This window comes from Microbispora siamensis (genome assembly GCF_016863095.1).
GTDB lineage: Bacteria > Actinomycetota > Actinomycetes > Streptosporangiales > Streptosporangiaceae > Microbispora > Microbispora siamensis.
This window is the reverse complement of sequence record NZ_BOOF01000005.1, coordinates 93,532-111,880: the sequence shown is the minus strand read 5'-3', so window position 1 is coordinate 111,880 and position 18,349 is coordinate 93,532. Positions and strand designations below refer to the sequence as shown.

18 protein-coding genes and 1 riboswitch are annotated in these 18,349 nt (G+C 72.0%); of the genes, 7 read left to right on the top strand and 11 right to left on the bottom strand.

What is annotated here, in order from left to right; all coding sequences use genetic code 11:
• Positions 1 to 165 precede the first annotated feature (165 nt).
• Together Msi02_RS07055 and Msi02_RS07050 are read left to right on the top strand one after the other, a co-directional pair.
• Positions 166 to 903, top strand: coding sequence for a pyrimidine reductase family protein (locus tag Msi02_RS07055; protein ID WP_204047603.1), 738 nt, complete (start codon positions 166 to 168; stop codon positions 901 to 903).
• Positions 887 to 1,996 carry an ATP-dependent DNA ligase gene (locus Msi02_RS07050; RefSeq protein WP_239108193.1) on the top strand — a complete coding sequence of 370 codons (1,110 nt, stop codon included), beginning with the start codon at positions 887 to 889 and terminating at the stop codon, positions 1,994 to 1,996. The genes Msi02_RS07055 and Msi02_RS07050 overlap by 17 nt, the downstream gene beginning before the upstream one ends.
• A 28-nt stretch (positions 1,997 to 2,024) precedes the next feature.
• On the opposite strand, the gene Msi02_RS07045 is transcribed toward Msi02_RS07050, so the two are convergent.
• The 6 genes from Msi02_RS07045 to Msi02_RS07020 form a co-directional block, all read right to left on the bottom strand.
• A complete protein-coding gene (locus tag Msi02_RS07045; protein WP_204047816.1) occupies positions 2,025 to 2,333 on the bottom strand; it encodes an AzlD domain-containing protein in 309 nt (102 codons plus the stop codon).
• Positions 2,330 to 3,091 carry an AzlC family ABC transporter permease gene (locus Msi02_RS44255; RefSeq protein WP_308441784.1) on the bottom strand — a complete coding sequence of 254 codons (762 nt, stop codon included), beginning with the start codon at positions 3,089 to 3,091 and terminating at the stop codon, positions 2,330 to 2,332. Before Msi02_RS44255 ends, Msi02_RS07045 begins: the two co-directional genes overlap by 4 nt.
• 314 nt (positions 3,092 to 3,405) lie before the next feature.
• Complete coding sequence (gene glgX / locus Msi02_RS07035) at positions 3,406 to 5,526, bottom strand: glycogen debranching protein GlgX (RefSeq protein WP_204047602.1); 2,121 nt, start codon at positions 5,524 to 5,526, stop codon at positions 3,406 to 3,408.
• A 113-nt stretch (positions 5,527 to 5,639) separates the two neighbouring features.
• Positions 5,640 to 6,068 carry an OsmC family protein gene (locus Msi02_RS07030; protein ID WP_079314144.1) on the bottom strand — a complete coding sequence of 143 codons (429 nt, stop codon included), beginning with the start codon at positions 6,066 to 6,068 and terminating at the stop codon, positions 5,640 to 5,642.
• Between the two features lie 92 nt (positions 6,069 to 6,160).
• On the bottom strand, positions 6,161 to 7,807 hold the full coding sequence (locus tag Msi02_RS07025; RefSeq protein WP_204047601.1) for an isovaleryl-CoA dehydrogenase: 1,647 nt from the start codon (positions 7,805 to 7,807) through the stop codon (positions 6,161 to 6,163).
• 75 nt (positions 7,808 to 7,882) lie between these two features.
• A complete protein-coding gene (locus Msi02_RS07020; RefSeq protein WP_239108192.1) occupies positions 7,883 to 9,406 on the bottom strand; it encodes an ankyrin repeat domain-containing protein in 1,524 nt (507 codons plus the stop codon).
• Between the two features lie 121 nt (positions 9,407 to 9,527).
• On the opposite strand from Msi02_RS07020, the gene Msi02_RS07015 reads away from it, so the two are divergent.
• From Msi02_RS07015 to Msi02_RS07005, 3 genes are all read left to right on the top strand, one after another.
• Positions 9,528 to 10,217 (top strand): DUF1707 SHOCT-like domain-containing protein, encoded by a 690-nt coding sequence (locus Msi02_RS07015; RefSeq protein ID WP_204047600.1) that lies wholly within the window; start codon positions 9,528 to 9,530, stop codon positions 10,215 to 10,217.
• Between the two features lie 135 nt (positions 10,218 to 10,352).
• The gene (locus tag Msi02_RS07010; protein ID WP_204047599.1) at positions 10,353 to 10,850 is read left to right on the top strand and encodes a SigE family RNA polymerase sigma factor; all 498 of its coding nucleotides are present in this window, start codon (positions 10,353 to 10,355) and stop codon (positions 10,848 to 10,850) included.
• A gap of 1 nt (position 10,851) precedes the next feature.
• Positions 10,852 to 11,634, top strand: coding sequence for a hypothetical protein (locus Msi02_RS07005; RefSeq protein ID WP_204047598.1), 783 nt, complete (start codon positions 10,852 to 10,854; stop codon positions 11,632 to 11,634).
• Position 11,635: 1 nt separating this feature from the next.
• Here Msi02_RS07005 and Msi02_RS07000 read toward each other — a convergent pair whose 3' ends face one another.
• The 5 genes from Msi02_RS07000 to Msi02_RS44445 all read right to left on the bottom strand — a co-directional run bounded on the left by Msi02_RS07000 (position 11,636) and on the right by Msi02_RS44445 (position 15,353).
• On the bottom strand, positions 11,636 to 12,382 hold the full coding sequence (locus Msi02_RS07000) for a sirohydrochlorin chelatase (RefSeq protein ID WP_204047597.1): 747 nt from the start codon (positions 12,380 to 12,382) through the stop codon (positions 11,636 to 11,638).
• Positions 12,379 to 13,107 carry a phosphoadenylyl-sulfate reductase gene (locus Msi02_RS06995; RefSeq protein WP_204047596.1) on the bottom strand — a complete coding sequence of 243 codons (729 nt, stop codon included), beginning with the start codon at positions 13,105 to 13,107 and terminating at the stop codon, positions 12,379 to 12,381. Before Msi02_RS06995 ends, Msi02_RS07000 begins: the two co-directional genes overlap by 4 nt.
• Before the next feature lie 61 nt (positions 13,108 to 13,168).
• Positions 13,169 to 13,324: an Insertion element protein gene (locus tag Msi02_RS06990; RefSeq protein WP_142563833.1), complete on the bottom strand. Its 156-nt coding sequence runs from the start codon at positions 13,322 to 13,324 to the stop codon at positions 13,169 to 13,171.
• 115 nt (positions 13,325 to 13,439) lie between these two features.
• Positions 13,440 to 15,122, bottom strand: coding sequence for a nitrite/sulfite reductase (locus tag Msi02_RS06985; protein ID WP_204047595.1), 1,683 nt, complete (start codon positions 15,120 to 15,122; stop codon positions 13,440 to 13,442).
• Between the two features lie 147 nt (positions 15,123 to 15,269).
• The gene (locus Msi02_RS44445; RefSeq protein ID WP_357054749.1) at positions 15,270 to 15,353 is read right to left on the bottom strand and encodes a putative leader peptide; all 84 of its coding nucleotides are present in this window, start codon (positions 15,351 to 15,353) and stop codon (positions 15,270 to 15,272) included.
• A gap of 402 nt (positions 15,354 to 15,755) precedes the next feature.
• Between Msi02_RS44445 and Msi02_RS06980 the strand changes: the two genes are divergently transcribed.
• Together Msi02_RS06980 and Msi02_RS06975 are read left to right on the top strand one after the other, a co-directional pair.
• A complete protein-coding gene (locus tag Msi02_RS06980; protein WP_239108191.1) occupies positions 15,756 to 16,724 on the top strand; it encodes a YihY/virulence factor BrkB family protein in 969 nt (322 codons plus the stop codon).
• A 32-nt stretch (positions 16,725 to 16,756) separates the two neighbouring features.
• Entirely contained in the window at positions 16,757 to 18,214 is a 1,458-nt protein-coding gene (locus tag Msi02_RS06975) for a serine/threonine-protein kinase (RefSeq protein ID WP_204047594.1), read from the top strand.
• 24 nt (positions 18,215 to 18,238) lie between these two features.
• Positions 18,239 to 18,340: riboswitch (ZMP/ZTP riboswitch) on the top strand.
• Positions 18,341 to 18,349: the final 9 nt, after the last annotated feature.

Genomic DNA, 18,349 nt, shown 5'->3' with positions numbered 1-18,349 from the left:
CGGCCGTGGTCGTGACGGCGGTGGGCACGGGGCGTCGCGGCGGCGTTGTCGGTGCGGTGTTCCGTGACTCGTTCACCAGCTCCTCGTTCGCTTTGCGAGCGGCTCGTTCCTCACCGCTCACTCCGCTCACTGCGTCGGGTTCTCTCGTGTGCCACTGTAGGAAGCGTGCGCCGCATCCACCCCTTCACCGAGGACGAGCCGGACATCCCCGCCGCCTACGCCTACCCGCGCGACCACTGGCTGCGCCTCAACATGGTGGCCAGCGCCGACGGCGCGGCCTGGGTCGAGGGCCACTCGGAGGGCCTGTCCGGCCGGGCCGACAAGCGGATCTTCGGACTGCTGCGCGGCCTGGCCGATGTGGTGCTGGCCGGGGCGGCCACCGTCCGCACGGAGAGATACCGCCCGGCCCGCCCGCGCGAGTCGTGGCGGGCGCTGCGGGAGGGCAGGCCCCCGGCGCCGCCCATCGCCGTCGTCACCCGCCGCCTCGACCTCGACCTCGGCAGCCCGCTGTTCACCGAGGCGGAGCCGTACGCCCGGACGATCGTGATCACTACAGAGTCGGCGCCGAAGGACCGCCGCGAGGAGGCGGCAGGGAGGGCCGACCTGATCGTCGCGGGCGACGAGCGGGTCGATCTCGCGACGGCCGTGAGCGAGCTGCGCGACCGGGGGCTCGGCCGCGTCCTGTGCGAGGGCGGCCCCCGGGTGAACGCGCAGCTCGCCGCCGCCGGCCTGGTCGACGAGCTGGCGCTGACCGTGAGCCCGCTGCTGGTCGGCGGCGACGCGGCGCGCATACTGGACGGCGTCGCGTCGCACACGCCGCTGACCCTCGCCCAGGTGCTCGAGGAGGACGGCTTCCTCTTCTGCCGATACATCAGGGAGGCGCAGGATGAAGCTTCCGGTTGAGCCGGAGATCCCCGACCTGGATCTGCCGGTCGTGCCGCCGATCGCGCCGATGCTCGCCAAGGCCGTCAAGGGGCTGCCGAAGCAGGACGGCACGCTCTACTACGAGCCGAAATGGGACGGCTTCCGCTGCATCGTCTTCCGGGACGGCGACGAGGTCTTCCTGGGCAGCAGGAACGAGCGGCCCTTCACACGCTACTTCCCCGAGCTGGTCGAGGCCGTCAGGCGGGAGCTGCCGCCCAAGTGCGTCGTGGACGGCGAGATCGTGCTGATCAGGGGACAGTCGCTCGACTTCGACGCGCTGCAGCAGCGCATCCACCCCGCGCAGTCCCGGGTGCGGCTGCTGGCCGAGAACACGCCCGCGTCCTTCGTCGCCTTCGACCTGCTCGCCACCGCGACGGAGGACCTCATGGAGGCGCCGTTCTCGGAGCGCAGGGCCCGGCTGGAGGAGATGCTGGCGGGCGCGGGCCGGTCCGTACGGCTCACGCCGGTCACCCAGGACGAGGGCCGGGCCGCCGAGTGGTTCGACGCGTTCGAGGGCGCCGGTCTGGACGGCATCGTCGTCAAGCCGGGCGACCAGCCGTACGTGCCGGACAAGCGCGTGATGTTCAAGGTCAAGCACGAGCGGACGGCCGACTGCGTGGTGGCGGGCTATCGCGAGCACAAGTCGGGGCCGGTCGTCGGCTCGCTGCTGCTCGGGCTCTACTCGCCGGACGGCCGACTGCACCACGTCGGCGTCGCGGCGTCGTTCCCGATGAAGCGGCGGGAGGAACTGGTCGAGGAGCTCGCGCCCTACCGGCTGGAGGACCTGAGCGAGCACCCGTGGGGCCACTGGGCCGAGGCCGCGGCGGGCGGCGCCGAGGGCCAGCGCCTGCCCGGCGCCGTGTCACGGTGGAACGCCAAGAAGGATCTGTCGTTCATCCCGCTGCGGCCGGAACGGGTGGTCGAGGTGGCCTACGACCACATGGAGGGCGACCGGTTCCGGCACACCGCCCAGTTCCGCCGCTGGCGGCCCGACCGCACCCCCGCGTCCTGCACCTACGAACAGCTCGAACGCCCGGTGAGCTACGACCTCGACAAGATCCTCGCCCGCTGACCTGCCAGGCCGTCGGCCGGCCTGACCGTCAGCCGGTCAGGGCGCGGACGGCGGCGGTGACGACGACGGCGACCGCGACGATCACCAGGAACGGCGCGCGCAGCAGCAGCGCGACGGCCGCTGCCGCGAGCCCGGCGGCCCGGGCGTCGACGACGAGCGTGCGGCCGTCGGCGAAGGTCTGCAGGGCGATCAGCGCCGCCAGCGCCGCGATCGGCACCAGCGCGGCCAGCCTGCGGACGAGCGGCCGCTCCAGCACCGCCGCCGGCACCGACAGACCGAGCAGCTTCACGGCGTAGCACCCGGCCGCCGTGACGACGATCGCGACCCAGACCATCAGCGTCCTCCTCCGGGCGAGCGGCGGGCGAGGAGCCGGGATACGGCCAGCATGGCGGGCGCGGCGAGCACGGCCACCAGCACCGGCACGCCCGCGGGCACGAACGGCACGCAGGCGAGGGCGAGCACGACGGCCAGCGCCGCCACCGCCGCCTCCTCACGCCGGAAGATCGCCCGGACGAGCGGGGCCCGGCCCGCCGAAGTGGCGGGCGGCGCGGCGTGCGTGCGTGCCTTGTCACCGGCCGGCCCGGGAGAAGCAGCGGGAGAAGCGGCAGCGGGAGCGGCGGGAGGAGCGGCAGCGGGAGCGGCGGGAGGATCGGCAGGGGGAGTGGCGGCGGGTGTGGAGGAGGAGCGGGCCCGGAGCATGGGCAGGAGCAGGGCGAGGAAGACGGCCGGGCCGGCGGCGTCGAGCCCCCAGGCCGCCGGATCGCCGAGCGCGGAGGCGCCCAGCGCGCCCAGGAACGTGGTGACGTTCCATCCGGCGTACAGGCTGACCCCGGTGACCGTGAACCCGAGCCGCGCGAGGCGCCGGTCGGGCTGGGCCAGGGCCACGGCGGAGGTCTCGTCGATCACCCACTGCGCGGCGAGCGGGCGGACCGCGACGGGGAGCCCGAGCAACTGCGACAGCCGCAGCCCGTAGAAGGCGTTCCGGACGCCGAGCAGCAGCGCCCCGGCCGCGGCGGCGAGCGGGTTCCCGCCGCCGCCGAGCGCGCCCACCAGAGCGAACTGGGACGCCCCGGTGAACACGAACAGCGACAGCACGCAGGTCTGGACGACGCTCCCTCATCCCCGCACCCGCCGAGGTGACGCCGAACGCGAAGCCCGACAGGCCGACGGCCGTGCCGACTCCGAGGGCGTCCCGCACGACCGCCGCCCGGGGCTTCGGCGGCAGGCCGGCCTGCACTGGTGTCGTGGTCACCCGCCCGAGGGTAACGAAGTGTGCAGGAATGTCCCCTATGGGGGTAAGTCGGCCGAGTTCTCGCCGCCGACCCGCACGGCACGCAGGTCCGCCTGATGCGTGCCCGGCCGCGCCCCGGCCTTCCGGCGGGCCCAGGGCGGCAGCGGGACGGCTTGGCTCAGTCGCCGGCGCAGACCAGGACCCGCATGGACCGGTCGGCGAGGCAGACCTTGGCCCCGGCGGGCAGGATCTCCTCGGCGTACGGGTCGTCGCGGACGTCCTCCTCGGCGGTGTCGAGGACGGGACGCCAGGCGGCCCCCAGCTCCGGCCCGGGGAGGGCGAACGTCAGGTTCTCGTGGTGGGCGTTGATCAGCAGCAGGAACGTCTCGTCCCTGATCCGCTCGCCGCGCGGGCCGGGCTCGCTGATCGCGTCGCCGTTGACGTACACCGCCAGCGACTTCGCGTAGCCCGTGTGCCAGTCGCCGTCGGTCATCTCCGTGCCGGACGGCGTGAGCCAGATGACGTCCCTGCTGCCGTCCCCGACCGTGCGGCCCTGGAAGAACCGGCGCCGCCGGAAGACGGGATGCGCCCGCCGTAACGCGGCCAGGCGGCGGACGAACTCGAGCAGGTCGCCCTCCTGCCGGATCAGCGACCAGTCGATCCAGGAGATGTCGTTGTCCTGGCAGTAGGCGTTGTTGTTGCCGTGCTGGGTGCGGCCGAACTCGTCGCCGGCCAGCAGCATCGGCACGCCCTGGGACACGAACAGCGTGGTGAGGAGGTTGCGCCGCTGCCGACGGCGCAGCCGTACGATGCCGGGATCCTCCACCGGGCCCTCGGCGCCGCAGTTCCAGGAGCGGTTGTCGTCCGTGCCGTCACGGTTGCCCTCGCCGTTGGCCTCGTTGTGCTTGTGGTCGTACGACACGAGATCGGTGAGGGTGAAGCCGTCGTGGGCGGTCACGAAGTTGATCGAGGCGACCGGACGGCGGCCGCTGCTGGCATACAGGTCGCTCGACCCGGCCAGGCGCGAGGCGAACTCGGGCAGTGTCTGGGAGGCCCCGCGCCAGAAGTCCCGCACGGAGTCGCGGTATTTGCCGTTCCACTCGGTCCACAACGGCGGGAAGTTCCCGACCTGGTAGCCGCCCGGGCCGACGTCCCACGGCTCGGCGATGAGCTTGACCTGCGAGATCACCGGGTCCTGCTGGATGAGGTCGAAGAACGCGCTCAGCCGGTCGACGTCGTGCAGTTCCCGCGCCAGCGCGGCCGCGAGGTCGAAGCGGAAGCCGTCCACGTGCATGTCGAGCACCCAGTAGCGCAGCGAATCCATGATCAGCTGAAGCGCGTGGGGCGAGCGAACGTTGAGCGAGTTGCCGCACCCGGTGTAGTCGAGGTAGTAGCGGCGGTCCTCCTCGCGCAGGCGATAGTAGGCGACGTTGTCGATGCCCCGGAAGCCCAGCGTGGGACCCATGTGGTCGCCCTCGGCCGTGTGGTTGTAGACGACGTCGAGGATCACCTCGATGCCCGCCTCGTGCAGGGTGCGCACCATCGCCTTGAACTCCTGGACCTGCTCGCCGCGCTGCCCGGAACTGGCGTACGCGTTGTGCGGCGCCATGTAGGCGATCGTGTTGTAGCCCCAGTAGTTGGTCAGCCCCCGGGCGACCAGGAAGTGCTCCGGCACGAACTGGTGGACGGGCATGAGTTCGACCGCCGTCACGCCGATCGACTGGAGGTGGTCGATCACGGCCGGGTGGGCGAGCCCCGCGTAGGTGCCCCGCTGCTCCTCGGGGACGGCGGGATGGCGCATGGTCAGGCCGCGTACGTGCGCCTCGTAGATCACCGTCTCGTGGTACGGCGTGCGGGGCGGCCGGTCGTTGCCCCACTCGAAGAACGGGTTCACGACCACGTTCTTCGGCATGTACGGCGCGGAGTCGTCCGTGTTGAGCCGGGCGGGGTCGGCGAAGTGGTAGGAGAACAGCGACTCGTTCCACCGCACCGAGCCCTCGATCGCCTTGGCGTACGGATCGAGCAGCAGCTTGGACGGATTGCACCGGTGCCCGTGGTCGGGCCGGTAGGGCCCGTGCACGCGAAAGCCGTATCGCTGACCGGGCATGATCCCCGGCACGTAGCCGTGCCAGACGAACCCGTCGACCTCAGGCAGGTCGACGCGGGTCTCCCCGCCTCTGTCGTCGTACAGGCACAGCTCGACCCGCTCGGCCACCTCCGAGAACACCGAGAAGTTGGTGCCCACACCATCCCAGGTGGCGCCGAGCGGGTAGGGCTCTCCAGGCCAAACCTCGCGCATGTAACCTCATTCTCCACTGCCCGGGCGAATCGTGCACCCGCGAGGACCCCTACTCTCGTACGGGAACGCGGGAGCCCCCGCCGGATCGGTCCGGCGGGGGCTCCCGCTGGTGCTCAGCCGACGAGTTCGGCGTTGAGGGTGATCGTCGTGCCGGCGAGCGCCTTGCTCACCGGGCAGTTCGCCTTGGCCGTCTCGGCGGCCTGCTGGAAGTCCTCGGCCGAGATGCCGGGCACCTGTCCGCGGACGGAGATCACGATGCCGGTGATGCCCTCACCCGGCTGGAACGTCACGTCCGCCCGGGTCTCCAGCGACTGCGGCGGCGTGCCGGCCTTGGCGAGGCCGTTGGACAGGGCCATCGAGAAGCACGAGGAGTGGGCGGCGGCGATCAGCTCCTCCGGGCTCGTCTTGCCGTTGGCCTCCTCCGCCCGCGAGGGCCAGGAGACGTCGAAGGTGCCGACCCCGGAGGAGTCGAGCGAAACGGTGCCCGAACCGTCGAGCAGCGCGCCCTTCCACTGCGTCGTCGCGGTACGAGTGGTCGCCATGGCGACTTCCCTTCACTAGCGAGTCTTAATCCGTCAGCAGCGACCTTAACGCCGCCGCCGACGCGATGGGCTCACCGGCATGGCCGGTCGGCTCACGCCGGCGCCGCGCGGTCCAGGATCGCCTCCAGGTCGAGTCCGGAGGGCAGCGTGCCGAAGGCGCGCCCCCAGTCGCCGGACAGGCGCGACGCGCAGAACGCGTCGGCCACCGCGGCGGGGGCGTGCCGTACGAGCAGGGACGCCTGGAGAACCAGCGTCATCTCCTCGGCCACCCGGCGCGCGTCGGCCTCTCCCGCCGAGGCGAGCCTCTTCAGCACCCGCTCGGCCGCGTCGGCGACCCTCGTGTCCTGGGCCAGCGCCACCTCGGCGAAGAACGCCTCGACCGCCTCGGGCTCCCTGGCCATGACGCGCATCAGGTCGAGGGCGGCCACGTTGCCCGAGCCCTCCCAGATGCCGTTCAGCGGCGACTCCCGGAACAGCCGGGGCATCTGCGACTCCTCGACGTACCCGTTGCCGCCGAGGCACTCCAGCGCCTCGGCCGCGTGGACCGGCGCCCGCTTGCACACCCAGTACTTGCCGGCGGCGAGGGCGGCCCGGCGGAACAGGCCCTCGGCCGCGTCGCCCCCGACGGCCCGGTCGGTCGCCCCGGCCAGGCGCATCATGAGCGTGGTCGCCGCCTCGGACTCCAGCGCCAGGTCGGCGAGCACCGAGCGCATCAGCGGCTGCTCGGCCAGCGTCCGGCCGAACGCCCTGCGGTGGCGGGCGTGGTGGAGCGCCTGCGTCAGGCCGTACCGCATGCCGGCGGCCGAGCCGATCACGCAGTCGAGCCTGGTCATGTTCACCATCTCGATGATCGTCCGGACGCCCCGGCCCTCCTCGCCGACGAGGTAGGCGACCGCGCCCTCGTACTCGACCTCGGCCGAGGCGTTCGACCGGTTGCCGAGCTTGTCCTTCAGCCGCATCAGGCGCACCGCGTTGCGGGTGCCGTCGGGCAGCACGCGGGGGAGCAGGAAGCACGACAGCCCGCCCGGGGCCTGGGCCAGCACCAGGAACACGTCGCACATCGGGGCGGAGTTGAACCACTTGTGGCCGGTCAGGGCGAAGCTCCCGTCGCCCAGCGGCTCCGCCCTGGTGGTGTTGGCCCGCACGTCGGAGCCGCCCTGCTTCTCGGTCATGGCCATCCCGGCCAGCACGCCGCGCTTGTCCTGCGGCGGGCGCAGCCCGAAGTCGTACGTGCGGGAGGCCAGCAGCGGCTCCCACTCCGCCCGCAGCGACGGCGAGTGCCGCAGCGCGGCCACGGCGGCGTACGTCATGGAGATCGGGCAGCCGTGCCCGGCCTCGACCTGCGACCAGGTGAAGAACTTGGCGGCCCTGGCGACGTGCGCGCCCGGCCGGGCCGACGTCCAGGGCGCGGCGTGCGCGCCGCTCTCGACCGCGACCGTCATGAGCTCGTGCCAGGCCGGGTGGAACTCGACCTCGTCGATCCTGTTGCCGTACCGGTCGTGGGTGCGCAGGACGGGCGGGTGCTCGTTGGCCAGCCGCCCCCACTCCTGCGCCTTCGCCGAACCGGCCAGCAGGCCGAGCTGGCGCAGCTCCCCGGTCGCCCAGTCCGCCCCCTCCCTGGCGAGCCCCTCCAGCAGCGCCGGGTCGGCCGAGACGTCGTGGCCGGTCAACGGGGGCACCTGGTTGGTCACGTCGTGGGTCACTGGGTCCTCCTGTGGTCGATGCCGGGACTCGTCCATACCGGGACGTCCACGATGCCGGGACTCCATCTCAACATTTCCGGCGGCCGGGACAAACACCGGGCGGAGATCCGGTCAGGCGCCCGAGATCTCCAGGCCGAGCTCCTGGGCCGCCTCCAGGGCGAGGTCGCGGGCGTAGTCCTGGTCGGCGCGCGCCTCGCACAGCACCCGGTGGACGCCCTCGATCGCGCGCCGGTCCCCGCGCCCGGCCAGGCCCCGCGCGGCCTCGGCCACCGTGGTCAGATCGCGGTCCGTGAGCCGGGTGACCAGGGCGTCCCTGATGGAGGGGGTGTCGGCGGGCAGCCCGGCGATGCCCATCGTGGCCCAGTCGCGCACCTCGTCGTCGGCGCACTGGCTCAGCCGGATCAGCGTGCTCAGCCCGTCCTCGTCGTCCGGGGGCAGGACCGCGGCGAGCGCGATGGGATCGTGGACCGTCGGCTCCCGGCCCGGGCTGTTGACGATCTTCAGCACCTCGGGGAGCGCCCGTTCGTCGGCCTGGTGGCCGAAGGCGTGCAGGAGCGCCTCGACGACCGCGGGCTCGGTCTCGTGCCGGGCCATGTCGCGCAGGATCTCCAGGACGCGGTCCCGGTAGGGCGCGTGCCCCGCGGCCAGGGACACGGCGCCCTGGCCGGCCCCCGCCTCCTTGCCGAGCCCCGCCTCCTGGCCGAACTGCGCGAGCACGTCGACGCCGAACTCCCGCTCCACCGGGTCGTCGCTCTCGCACAGCCGGGCCAGCGCCAGGAACGTCTCCTCGTCGTGGCGCGACTGGAGCGCGTGCACGGCCGCCCACCACGTCTCGTCGTCCTCGTCCAGGTCGCGGTAGGGCAGCACGCGCCTGAGCAGCACGTCCGCGGGTGGCCGCAGGCCGAGAGCCGCCTCCAGGACCGTCGCGATCGCGGCGTGCCCCTGCTGGCGGGTGATCGAGTAGTCGCCGTCGGCACCGCGCGCCTCGACCGTGACCCGTCGGGTGCCGTCCGCGGCGGAGGCGTGGACCACCAGCACCGTGTGCTCGCCCTCCACCCTCGTCGCGACCTCCTCGCGCAACAGGGCTTCGAGATCCACCGCCGCCAGCCGTGCCGCGATCTCCAGCGGGGTCGCGCCGTCCCAGCCCGGCGCGGACGGGTCGGCGCCGTGCTCCAGCAGGGACCAGACGATCCCGTACGCCCCGAAGATCGTGGCCAGCGTCAGCGGGGTGTCGCCGTCGTCGTCGGCCCGGCCGGGATCGGCCCCGGCGTCGAGCAGGATGTCGGCCGACTCCAGGTTGCCGTTGGCCGCGGCCCACAGCAGGGCCGTCCAGCCGCCCTCCTCCGCCGCGTCGGGGTCGGCGCCGCCGTCGAGCAGCGCCTGCACGGTCTCGGCGTGGTCCCAGCACGCCGCCGCGCAGAGCGGAAGGCCCTCCTCGTGCCCCCCGCTCGGCTGGTCCGGGTCGGCGCCGTACTCCAGGAGCAGCCTGACGATGTCGTGGTGACCGGCGACGGCCGCCCGGTAGAGCGGCGTCGTCCCCTGAGCGGGGTTCACGGCGGTGTCCGGGTGCAGCATCGCCGCCACCCGCGCGACGTCCCCTCCCGCTATCGCCTCCAGCAGTCTGCTGCGGGTCACGATTCCATGCTCACACAACCCTGTTCCGGCCTCGTCCGCAGGGATCGTCTCGCAGGATCGTTCCCCAGGATCGTTCCCAGGGAGGAGGGAGAGCGGGGCCGGCCGGGATACGGTGAAGGGCGTGAACGATCCGGGTGGTATGCGGGCATCCGACGCCGAACGCGAGTCCGTGGTGGAACGGCTGCGCGTGGCGTCCGCGGAGGGGCGGCTGACCCTCGCGGAACTGACCGAGCGGACCGAGGCGGCCTATCTGGCGCAGACCCACGGCGAGCTCGCCCAGATCACCGCCGACCTGCCGGGTGCCGCGCCCGCTCCCTCCTCCGCTCCCGCCGTGCCGGCCGCCCCGCAGGGCAGGATGCGCAAGTGGATCGTGGCGGTGATGGGCGACGCCAAGAGGACCGGCACGTGGCGGATCGACGACGGCATCGGCGCGGTCTGCGTCATGGGCGACGTGGTCCTCGACCTGCGCCAGGCGGAGGTGCGCGGGCGTGAGGTGGACATCGTCGCCACGTGCGTGATGGGCGACGTGAAGATCATCGTGCCGGACGGCGTCGACGTCGAGCTCTCCGGTATCACGATCATGGGGGACAAGAAGGTCCAGGTGGTCGAGGCCCCCCGCGGCCAGTCCGCCCCCGTCGTCAAGATCACGGCGTACGTGCTGATGGGCGACGTGAAGATCATCGGCGACTCCCGGGCCGAGCCGATCAAGCGCGGCTGGTTCGCCTGGAGCGAGTGGTGGCAGGAGCGCCGCCGGCGGCCGGGCTACGGCGGATACGAGGTCCCGGACCGCCGCCACCACGGCCTGCACTGATCCCAGCCGTACCGATCCGGCCCGCACCACCCTTTCGTGAACGGGATGGCCGTGCGAGGCAACGGAGGGACGCTCCCAGGGCGTAGTCATCGGTGACCGTTCACCGAGGGATCACCGAGAACCTGGGGGCCGCACATGCGCGACCGGGCCGACTTCGAGCGCTACGTGGAGCAGCGCTCGGACCGACTGCTGCGGACGGCCTACCTGCTCTGCCGCGACTGGGCCACCGCCGAGGACCTGCTCCAGACGGCGCTGGCCAAGGCGTGGCTGGCCTGGCGCAGGGTCGGCGAGAACCCCGACCCGTACGTCTACCGCATCCTGGCCAATACCCACGCCTCCTGGTGGCGCAGGCGCTGGCGGGGTGAGCAGCCGACCGACGTGCTGCCGGAACCGGCCGTCGGCGACTCCGCCGACCTGCTCGGCTCCCGCGAGGCCGTACGGCAGGCCCTCACCTGCCTGCCGCCGAAGCAGCGTGCCGTGATCGTGCTGCGGTACTTCGCCGACCTGGGTGACGCCCAGATCGCGGAGATCCTCGGCTGCTCGGTCGCCACCGTGCGGAGCCAGGTGAGCAGGGCTCTGGCCAGGCTGCGCGTCGATTCCGCCGCCCGCTCCGCGATGAGCCTGGAGGGCTGACATGACGATGACCGACGACGATCTGCGTGACCTGCTCGCCCGGGACGCCTCCGTAGTGAACGGCGCGGGCGTCACCCTGGCCGACGTCGACCGGCGGGTGCGGCGCATCCGGCGCCGTCGCGGCGCCGCGGGGGCGGTGCTGGCCGCCGGCGTGGCCGCCGCGGTGATGGTGGCGACCGCGCCGCGTACGGTCACGATCGCACCCGACGACGGCCCGGGGACCGCAGCCGCCATGGCCGGCCCTTCGCTGACCCCGGGGGTGTCGTACCTCGCGGGGCAGCGGGTGTTCCTCCAGAAGGAGATCGAGACGGGCGGGCGCGTCCTGCGGTTTCCCTACACGAGCATCAGCGAGTCGGTGAACGTGCAGGTCGACTGCCGCGAGCCGTCGTACGCGTTCGTCTGGCTGAACGGCCGGCTGGAGACGCAGGGCGTCTGCGGCGTCCAGAGCGACCAGGTCGATCACCTGATCTCGTGGATCGACGAGTCCGGCAGGGATCTGAAGGGACCCAACGAGGTGGACGTCGCGCTGGTGCCGGTCCAGCGGGTGGCGGCGGACCGCGACCCGGGTGCGCCGATTCCCGCGCTCGGCGAGCAGGAGGCCGAGCGGGTCGTCGGCGAGACCGGCGAGTATCGCACCCGCGCCAGGGTGACGATCCGGGAGGCGTGGCTGCTGGCCGTGGCGCCGACGCCCATCAACTGTGACAGGGACATCGTGATCCGCAGGCCGAACGGGCAGGAGATCCTTTCGTCGGCCTGCGACCGGCCGTCGTCTCCCGCCGAGTAGGTCAGGCGGCCGCGGAGGCGGCGCGTACGGCCTGGGCGTGGCGTTCGAGCAGGAGAGCGGCCAGTTCGGGGGCTGGGCCGAGGACGCCTGCCACGGCGTGCGCCCCGGCCTCCAGGGTGTCGCGCTCCACGGCGTCGGCGAAGTAGCCGGGGGCCAGCAGGTAAGGCGCCACCACGACCTTCGGGGCGCCCGCGCGCGTCAGCCGTACGACCTCGTCCCGGGGCGTGGGCGCGGCGGCCGAGGCGTAGGCGGCGGTGACCGACCACCAGGGGCGGGTGCGTGTCCACTCGCGGGCGACGGCGGCGATCGTCGCGTTCGCCCGGCGGTCGCTGGACCCGGCCGAGACGAGCACCACGGCCGTATCCGGGTCGCCGATCTCCACACCGGCCTCGGCGAGGCGGCGTTCGAGGGCCCGGACGAGCAGCGGGTGCGGGCCGAGCGTGGGGCCGCAGACGGCCCGCAGCAGCGGCGTGCGGCCGGCCGCCTCCCGCAGCGCCGCCGGGATGTCCACCCGGCTGTGGTAGGCGGCGGTGAGCAGCAGGGGGAGCACGACGGCCTCGTCCAGCCCCGACAGCGCCTGCGGCAGCGACGGCGTGGCGTGGTCGAGATAGGCGGCGCGGACGTCCAGGCCGGGCCGTGCCCGCCGTACGCCGTCGAGCAGCGCCTCCACGGTCGCGGCGGCGCGCGGGTCGCGGGACCCGTGCGCCACCGCGATCAGCGGCGCGCCTGCGTGCGGGACGGTCGTCACAGGTGGATGCCGCACTCGATCTTGCCGAGGCCGGACCAGCGGCCGCTGCGCGGGTCCTCGCCCGGCGCCACCCGGCGGGTGCAGGGAGCGCAGCCGATCGAGGGGTAGTCGTCGTAGTGCAGCGGGTTGATCAGGACGCCGTTGTCGGCGATGTAGTTGTCGACGTCCTCCTGGGTCCACCGGGCGATGGGGTTGATCTTCACCATCTGCCGCTTGGCGTCCCACTCCACGACCTTGGTGTTCGCCCTGGTGGGCGACTCGTCGCGGCGGATGCCCGACACCCAGGCGAGGTACGGCTCGAGCGCCCGGTTCAGCGGCTCGACCTTGCGCAGGTAGCAGCACAGGTCGGGGTTGCGCCCGTACAGGCGCGGCCCCAGGTCGCGGTCCTGCTCCTCGACGGTCCTTGACGGCTTCACGTTGATCACGTTGACCTGGTAGACCGCCTCGACCGCGTCCCGCGTGCCGATGGTCTCGGCGAAGTGGTAGCCGGTGTCGATGAACAGCACGTCGACGCCGGGCTTGACCCTGCTGACCAGGTCGATCAGCAGGGCGTCGCTCATCGACGAGGTGAGACAGAGACGGTCGCCGAAGGTGGCCGCGGCCCACCGGATGATCTCCCGGGCGGGCGCGTCCTCAAGGAAGCGCGCCGCGGACTCCACAATGCCCTGAAGGTCCAGCGTCACCCGCTGTCGCTCCAGCCCTGCCTCTATCTCCGCCACCGACATCGCTACTCCTCACACGTCGTTCATTGGTTCATCGGATGATTGGATGAAAAGCCTTCGGGGATCACGAACGCACGCCGAGGCCGAGGAATTTCACCCGGAAGGCACGGGCACAGGACCTGCAGTACCATCCGTGGCTCTCCTCCTCGGTCACGTAGGGCTCCAGGTCCTCCTCGCCGCAGTACGGGCAGTAGAACGGCGCGGCCCTCTCGGTACTCATTCGCTCGCTCCGCTCGCTGGCCTCGGGCGCTTTTGCGGTGGCGCTTCCCTCGTCGCGCTCTGGTCGCTTCGCTCCCGCGCGCTCCTCAGTCCAGACGCCACCGCGCCCTCGGTGCTCATTTCAGGTCGGCCTCGTCGGCGCGCTGGACCCACTCGGCGAAGGTCTCGCCGTCGTTCTTCTGCTTCTCGAAGTTGCGCACGACCCGCTCCACGTAGTCGGGCAGCTCCTCGGCTGTGGCCTTGAGCCCGCGGACCTTCCGGCCGAAGCTCGGGTTGAGCCCGACCGAGCCGCCCAGGTGGACCTGGTAGCCCTCGACCTGCTCGCCCTTGTCGTTGACCACGAGCTGGCCCTTCAGGCCGATGTCGGCGACCTGGATGCGGGCGCAGGAGTTGGGGCAGCCGTTGACGTTGATGGTCAGCGGCTCGGCGAAGTCCGGCAGGCGCCGCTCCAGCTCGTCGATCAGTGCCGACGCGGTCGCCTTGGTCTCGACGATCGCGAGCTTGCAGTACTCGATGCCGGTGCAGGCCATCGTCTGACGGCGGAAGGTGGACGGGTTGACCCGCAGGTCGGCCGCCTCAAGCTCCGACACGATCGACTCCACCTTGTCCGGGGCGACGTCGAGGATGACCATCTTCTGCTCGACCGTCGTGTGGACCCGGGCGGACCCGTGCCGCTCGGCGATGTCGGCGATGCGGTACAGGGTGTCGCCGTCCAGCCGGCCCACCCGGGGGGCGAAGCCGACGTAGAAGTTGCCGTCCCGCTGCGGGTGGACGCCCACGTGGTCGCGTCGGCCGCTGCGCGGCGTCTGCGGGGCCGGGCCGTCCGGCAGGGCGTACTTGAGGTACTCGGTCTCGAGGACCTGGCGGAACTTCTCCGCGCCCCAGTCGTTGACAAGGAACTTGATCCGCGCCCGGTGCCGCAGGCGGCGGTAGCCGTAGTCGCGGAAGATCCCCGCCACCCCGGCCCACACCTCGTGGACCTGCTCGGGCCGGACGAACGCGCCGAGCCGCTTGGCGAACATCGGGTTGGTCGACAGGCCGCCGCCCACCCAGACGTCGAAGCCGCGCTCGCCCTGCTCGTTCACCACGCCGACGAACGCGACGTCGTTGATCTCATGGACCGTGCAGTGGGCCGGGCAGCCGCTGACCGCGGTCTTGAACTTGCGCGGCAGGTTCGAGAACGCCTTGTCCCCGATGTACCGGTCGTAGATCTCGCGGATCTGTTCCGTGCCGTCGATCACCTCGTCGGCGTCGATCCCGGCCAGAGGGCAGCCGAGAATGACACGAGGGGTGTCGCCGCACGCCTCGGTGGTCGACAGGCCGACCGCCTCCAGCCGCCGCCAGATGTCCGGGACGGACTCGATCGCGATCCAGTGGAGCTGGATGTTCTGGCGGTCGGTGACGTCGGCGGTGCCCCTGGCGTACTCGTTGGAGATGTCGGCGATCACCCGGAGCTGCTCAAGGCTGAGCCGGCCGCCGTCGATGCGGACGCGCAGCATGAAGTAGCGGTCGTCCAGCTCCTCGGGCTCCAGGATCGCGGTCTTGCCGCCGTCAATGCCGGGCTTGCGCTGGGTGTACAGGCCGAACCAGCGGAAACGGCCGCGCAGGTCGGCGGGGTCGATCGAGTCGAAGCCGCGCTTGGAGTAGATGTCGATGATCCGCTGGCGGACGTTCAGCCCGTCGTCGGCCTTCTTGTTCTCCTCGTTCTTGTTCAGCGGCTCACGGTAACCGAGAGCCCACTGACCTTCGCCGCGCGGGCGCTTGTGGTGGCGGTTCGCCGGGCGGGCCGGGGTGCTCATGGGCACACGTCCTTCTCCGAGGCTCGGTCTGAGATCGGGTTTCGGCGGACGTCGGCGCAGGCGGCCTCTCACCTCGCCGTCGAGTGTGAGGGCATACGAAAAAGACGCCTGGCCGAACGCCCGGGATGGATCAGCGGAGGGCGACGGTCAGCCGGCGTCGATACAGATCGCGCTACGGACACGCAGGAGATCGACGTGGCGTCGCACGACGAGCAACGGGTCCGCTGGCATGTCCCAAACGATACCTCTGAGATCCTGGATGTCCAAGTTCGTGTCCAGGATGCGGGATTGTGACGGCAATGTGACGCGGGGTCGTCAGCCCTTGCGGACCCAGTTCTCCGGCGGCTCGGCCTCGTGCTCCCTCTCGGACGGATCCTGATGCTGGCAGTCGCACCAGGATCCGCCGCGGCACTCCTCGTGCCTGTGCTCCCTGCACGCTGGGCAGATCATGCCTCCATTGTTAACCCTCTGTCACGGACAGATGACACGGGTACACGTGCAACGGATCGTGAGGGGTTCTCGCGAGCAGGACGCCGGGACCCCTATCCTTGGCGGCGAACAATCCGCCCGCAGGTCACGTACTAACCGCCGCGGCAGCGGGTAGAGCGCAGTTCTCATGACCGGTTGGGTGCCATGACCTCCACGGACGCGCCGTCGCGCAGGCCGCGGCGCCTCACGCGCAAGGGTATGGCGCTGGCCCGCGCGCGCGTCACCTGGCTGCGCGAGACGAACGTCTGGGCCCTGGTCAAGGCGACCACGATGGCGGGCGTCAACTACCGGGTGACCGGCCTCGCGGGCGAGGCGGCGTTCTTCGCGCTGCTGTCGCTGCCGCCGTTCGTGCTCGGGCTGCTCGGCGTCATGGGCCACCTGAGCGGGCTGCTCGGCCCGGCCGCCATCGGCGAGATCAGGCGCTGGGTCGTGAACCAGTCCGAGTTGCTGTTCACCGACAACACCGTCCAGCGGGTCGTCAAGCCGCTGCTCGCCGACGTGCTGAGCGGCGGCCAGGTCTCGCTGATCTCCGTCGGCTTCCTGCTGTCGCTGTGGTCGGGCTCGCGGGCCCTGTTCGTCTACGTGGACCTGATATCCATCGCGTACGGCCTGGGGGAGACCCGGGGGATCATCCGCACCCGGGTCCTGTCGTTCGGCCTGTACCTCGCCGCGCTGCTGATCGGGCTGGTCGTCATGCCGATCCTGGTCATCGGGCCCACCCTGATGTCCACCGCCCTGCCCAGGTACGCCGTGCTCGTGACGATCCTCTACTGGCCCGTGCTCGTGATCGGCTCGGTGCTGATGCTCACGCTGCTCTACCACGTGAGCGTGCCGCATCGCACGCGCTGGTGGCGCGAGGTTCCGGGGGCCGTGCTGGCGCTGGTGATCTGGATCGTGTGCGCCGCGTTCCTGCGCGAGGTGCTGGCGGCCTGGTTCACCCCGCTGTCGATCTACGGCTCGCTCGCGGCGCCGATCGCCGTGCTGCTGTGGCTCTACATCACCGCGCTGGCCGTGCTCATCGGGGCGACGCTGAACGCGGAGGTGGACCGGCTGTGGCCGCTGGGCGGCGCCACCCGGCACGAGCACCATCACCGCAAGTCCGGTAAGGACTGATCCATCCTGATAGCGGTGGAAGGATGGCGTCGATGGACGCACAGCCTTCCACCGGTGACCCCACCACGACCCACCGGCGCACGATCGGTCCCTACGTCCCCGTACGCCGCCTGGGGGAGGGCGGGATGGGCATCGTCTATCTTGCCCGCGATCCGGCCGGCCGCCAGGTGGCGCTCAAGGTCATGCGGCCGGAGCTGGCCGCCCAGGAGGAGTTCCGGGCCCGGTTCCGCAAGGAGGCGGAGGCCGCCAAGCGCGTCGCCAGGTTCTGCACCGCGCCGCTCCTCGACGCCGGGCGGGACGGCGACCGGCACTATCTCGTCACCGAGTACGTCGACGGTCCCGACCTGTCGTCGGTGATCGACGCGCAGGGCCCGCTGTCCGGCTCGAACCTCGACGCGCTCGCCGTCGGCGTCGCGACGGCCCTCGCGGCCATCCACGAGGCGGGGATCGTGCACCGCGACCTCAAGCCGTCCAACATCCTGCTCTCGCCCCTCGGCCCTCGAGTGATCGACTTCGGCGTGGCCCACCTCGCCGACACGCTCGCGGAGCGGACCGGCACCGTGATCGGGACGCCCAGTTACATGTCGCCCGAGCAGGCGCGGGGGGAGCCGGTGACCTCCGCGGCCGACGTCTTCGCCTGGGGCTGCGTGGTCGCGTACGCCGCCACCGGCAGGCCGCCGTTCGGCAGTGGCCCGGCCCCGGAGGTCCTCTACCGGGTCGCCCACCACGTGCCGTACCTGACGGGGATGGACGAGCGCCTGCGGGCCCTGGTCGAGCAGGCGCTGGACAAGGACCCGGCCCGGCGGCCGAGCGCCCAGCGGCTCCTCGACCGGCTGCTCGGCCGGGAGGAGGTGGCGGTCGAGGCCGCCACGAGGATCGTCAGCGACATCTGGGCGACCTCCGCCGAGCCGACCCGCCGCGCGGGCACGGCGCCGGACGGCGCGGACGGATCGGGCGGGGCGGCACCGGACGAGGCCGGGGCGGGCCGAACGGGCGGGCGCCGTGGCCGCCGGTGGGTGCCGGTCGCGGCGGCGGGTGGGGCGCTCGTAGTGGCCGCCGCGGTCCTGGTCCTGGCGCTGCGCCCCTTTGGCGGGTCGACACCGCAGAAGGGCCCGCTGGCGACCCGGGACGTCACGTTCAACGGTTCCTCGCTCCACGTGGCCATCGACGCGGTGCGGCGGCGGGGGACCTCCGTGAGCGTGCAGCTGACGGTCACCCTTAAGGATGGGAACCGGTGGTGGCCGAGGGATCTGTTCGGCGCTGAGATGTCGGGCGCCGCCCTCGTGGATCCGCCGAGCGGATCCAAGTTCATGCCCGCGAGCAAGGACGGCGGCTGCCTGTGCAGCGCGCTCCCCACCCAGTTCTTCCACCCGGGTGACGTGCTTCCTCTCTACGCGACGTACACGAATGTGCCGGAGGGCCTGGAGGAGATCGGTTTCGACGCTCCCGGGTTCGGGCTCTTCGCCGGGCTGCCCGTCTCGCCGGAATGAGGGGGTCGTCCCGCTCCGATAAAGTGGGGACGTCGCGACTGGCGCTGACGTGCTCCTGTGGCGCGTCACTAGGTGGGGCACCACCGGGGAGCGAATTCGCGGAGGCCGTGCGCCTGGGTCGCCGCCGCCGTCGAC

What these genes read in the sequence shown, in the direction of transcription:
- Msi02_RS07010 (WP_204047599.1), top strand. Translation starts at nt 10,353, where the DNA reads ATGCGCGACCGGGCCGACTTCGAGCGCTACGTGGAGCAGCGCTCGGAC.
- Msi02_RS07005 (WP_204047598.1), top strand. Translation starts at nt 10,852, where the DNA reads ATGACGATGACCGACGACGATCTGCGTGACCTGCTCGCCCGGGACGCC.
- Msi02_RS06975 (WP_204047594.1), top strand. Translation starts at nt 16,757, where the DNA reads ATGGACGCACAGCCTTCCACCGGTGACCCCACCACGACCCACCGGCGC.
- Msi02_RS07025 (WP_204047601.1), bottom strand. Translation starts at nt 7,807, where the DNA reads ATGGACGAGTCCCGGCATCGACCACAGGAGGACCCAGTGACCCACGAC.
- Msi02_RS07050 (WP_239108193.1), top strand. Translation starts at nt 887, where the DNA reads ATGAAGCTTCCGGTTGAGCCGGAGATCCCCGACCTGGATCTGCCGGTC.
- Msi02_RS06985 (WP_204047595.1), bottom strand. Translation starts at nt 15,122, where the DNA reads ATGAGCACCCCGGCCCGCCCGGCGAACCGCCACCACAAGCGCCCGCGC.
- Msi02_RS06980 (WP_239108191.1), top strand. Translation starts at nt 15,756, where the DNA reads ATGACCTCCACGGACGCGCCGTCGCGCAGGCCGCGGCGCCTCACGCGC.
- Msi02_RS06990 (WP_142563833.1), bottom strand. Translation starts at nt 13,324, where the DNA reads ATGAGTACCGAGAGGGCCGCGCCGTTCTACTGCCCGTACTGCGGCGAG.
- Msi02_RS06995 (WP_204047596.1), bottom strand. Translation starts at nt 13,107, where the DNA reads ATGTCGGTGGCGGAGATAGAGGCAGGGCTGGAGCGACAGCGGGTGACG.
- Msi02_RS07030 (WP_079314144.1), bottom strand. Translation starts at nt 6,068, where the DNA reads ATGGCGACCACTCGTACCGCGACGACGCAGTGGAAGGGCGCGCTGCTC.
- Msi02_RS44445 (WP_357054749.1), bottom strand. Translation starts at nt 15,353, where the DNA reads ATGCCAGCGGACCCGTTGCTCGTCGTGCGACGCCACGTCGATCTCCTG.
- glgX (WP_204047602.1), bottom strand. Translation starts at nt 5,526, where the DNA reads ATGCGCGAGGTTTGGCCTGGAGAGCCCTACCCGCTCGGCGCCACCTGG.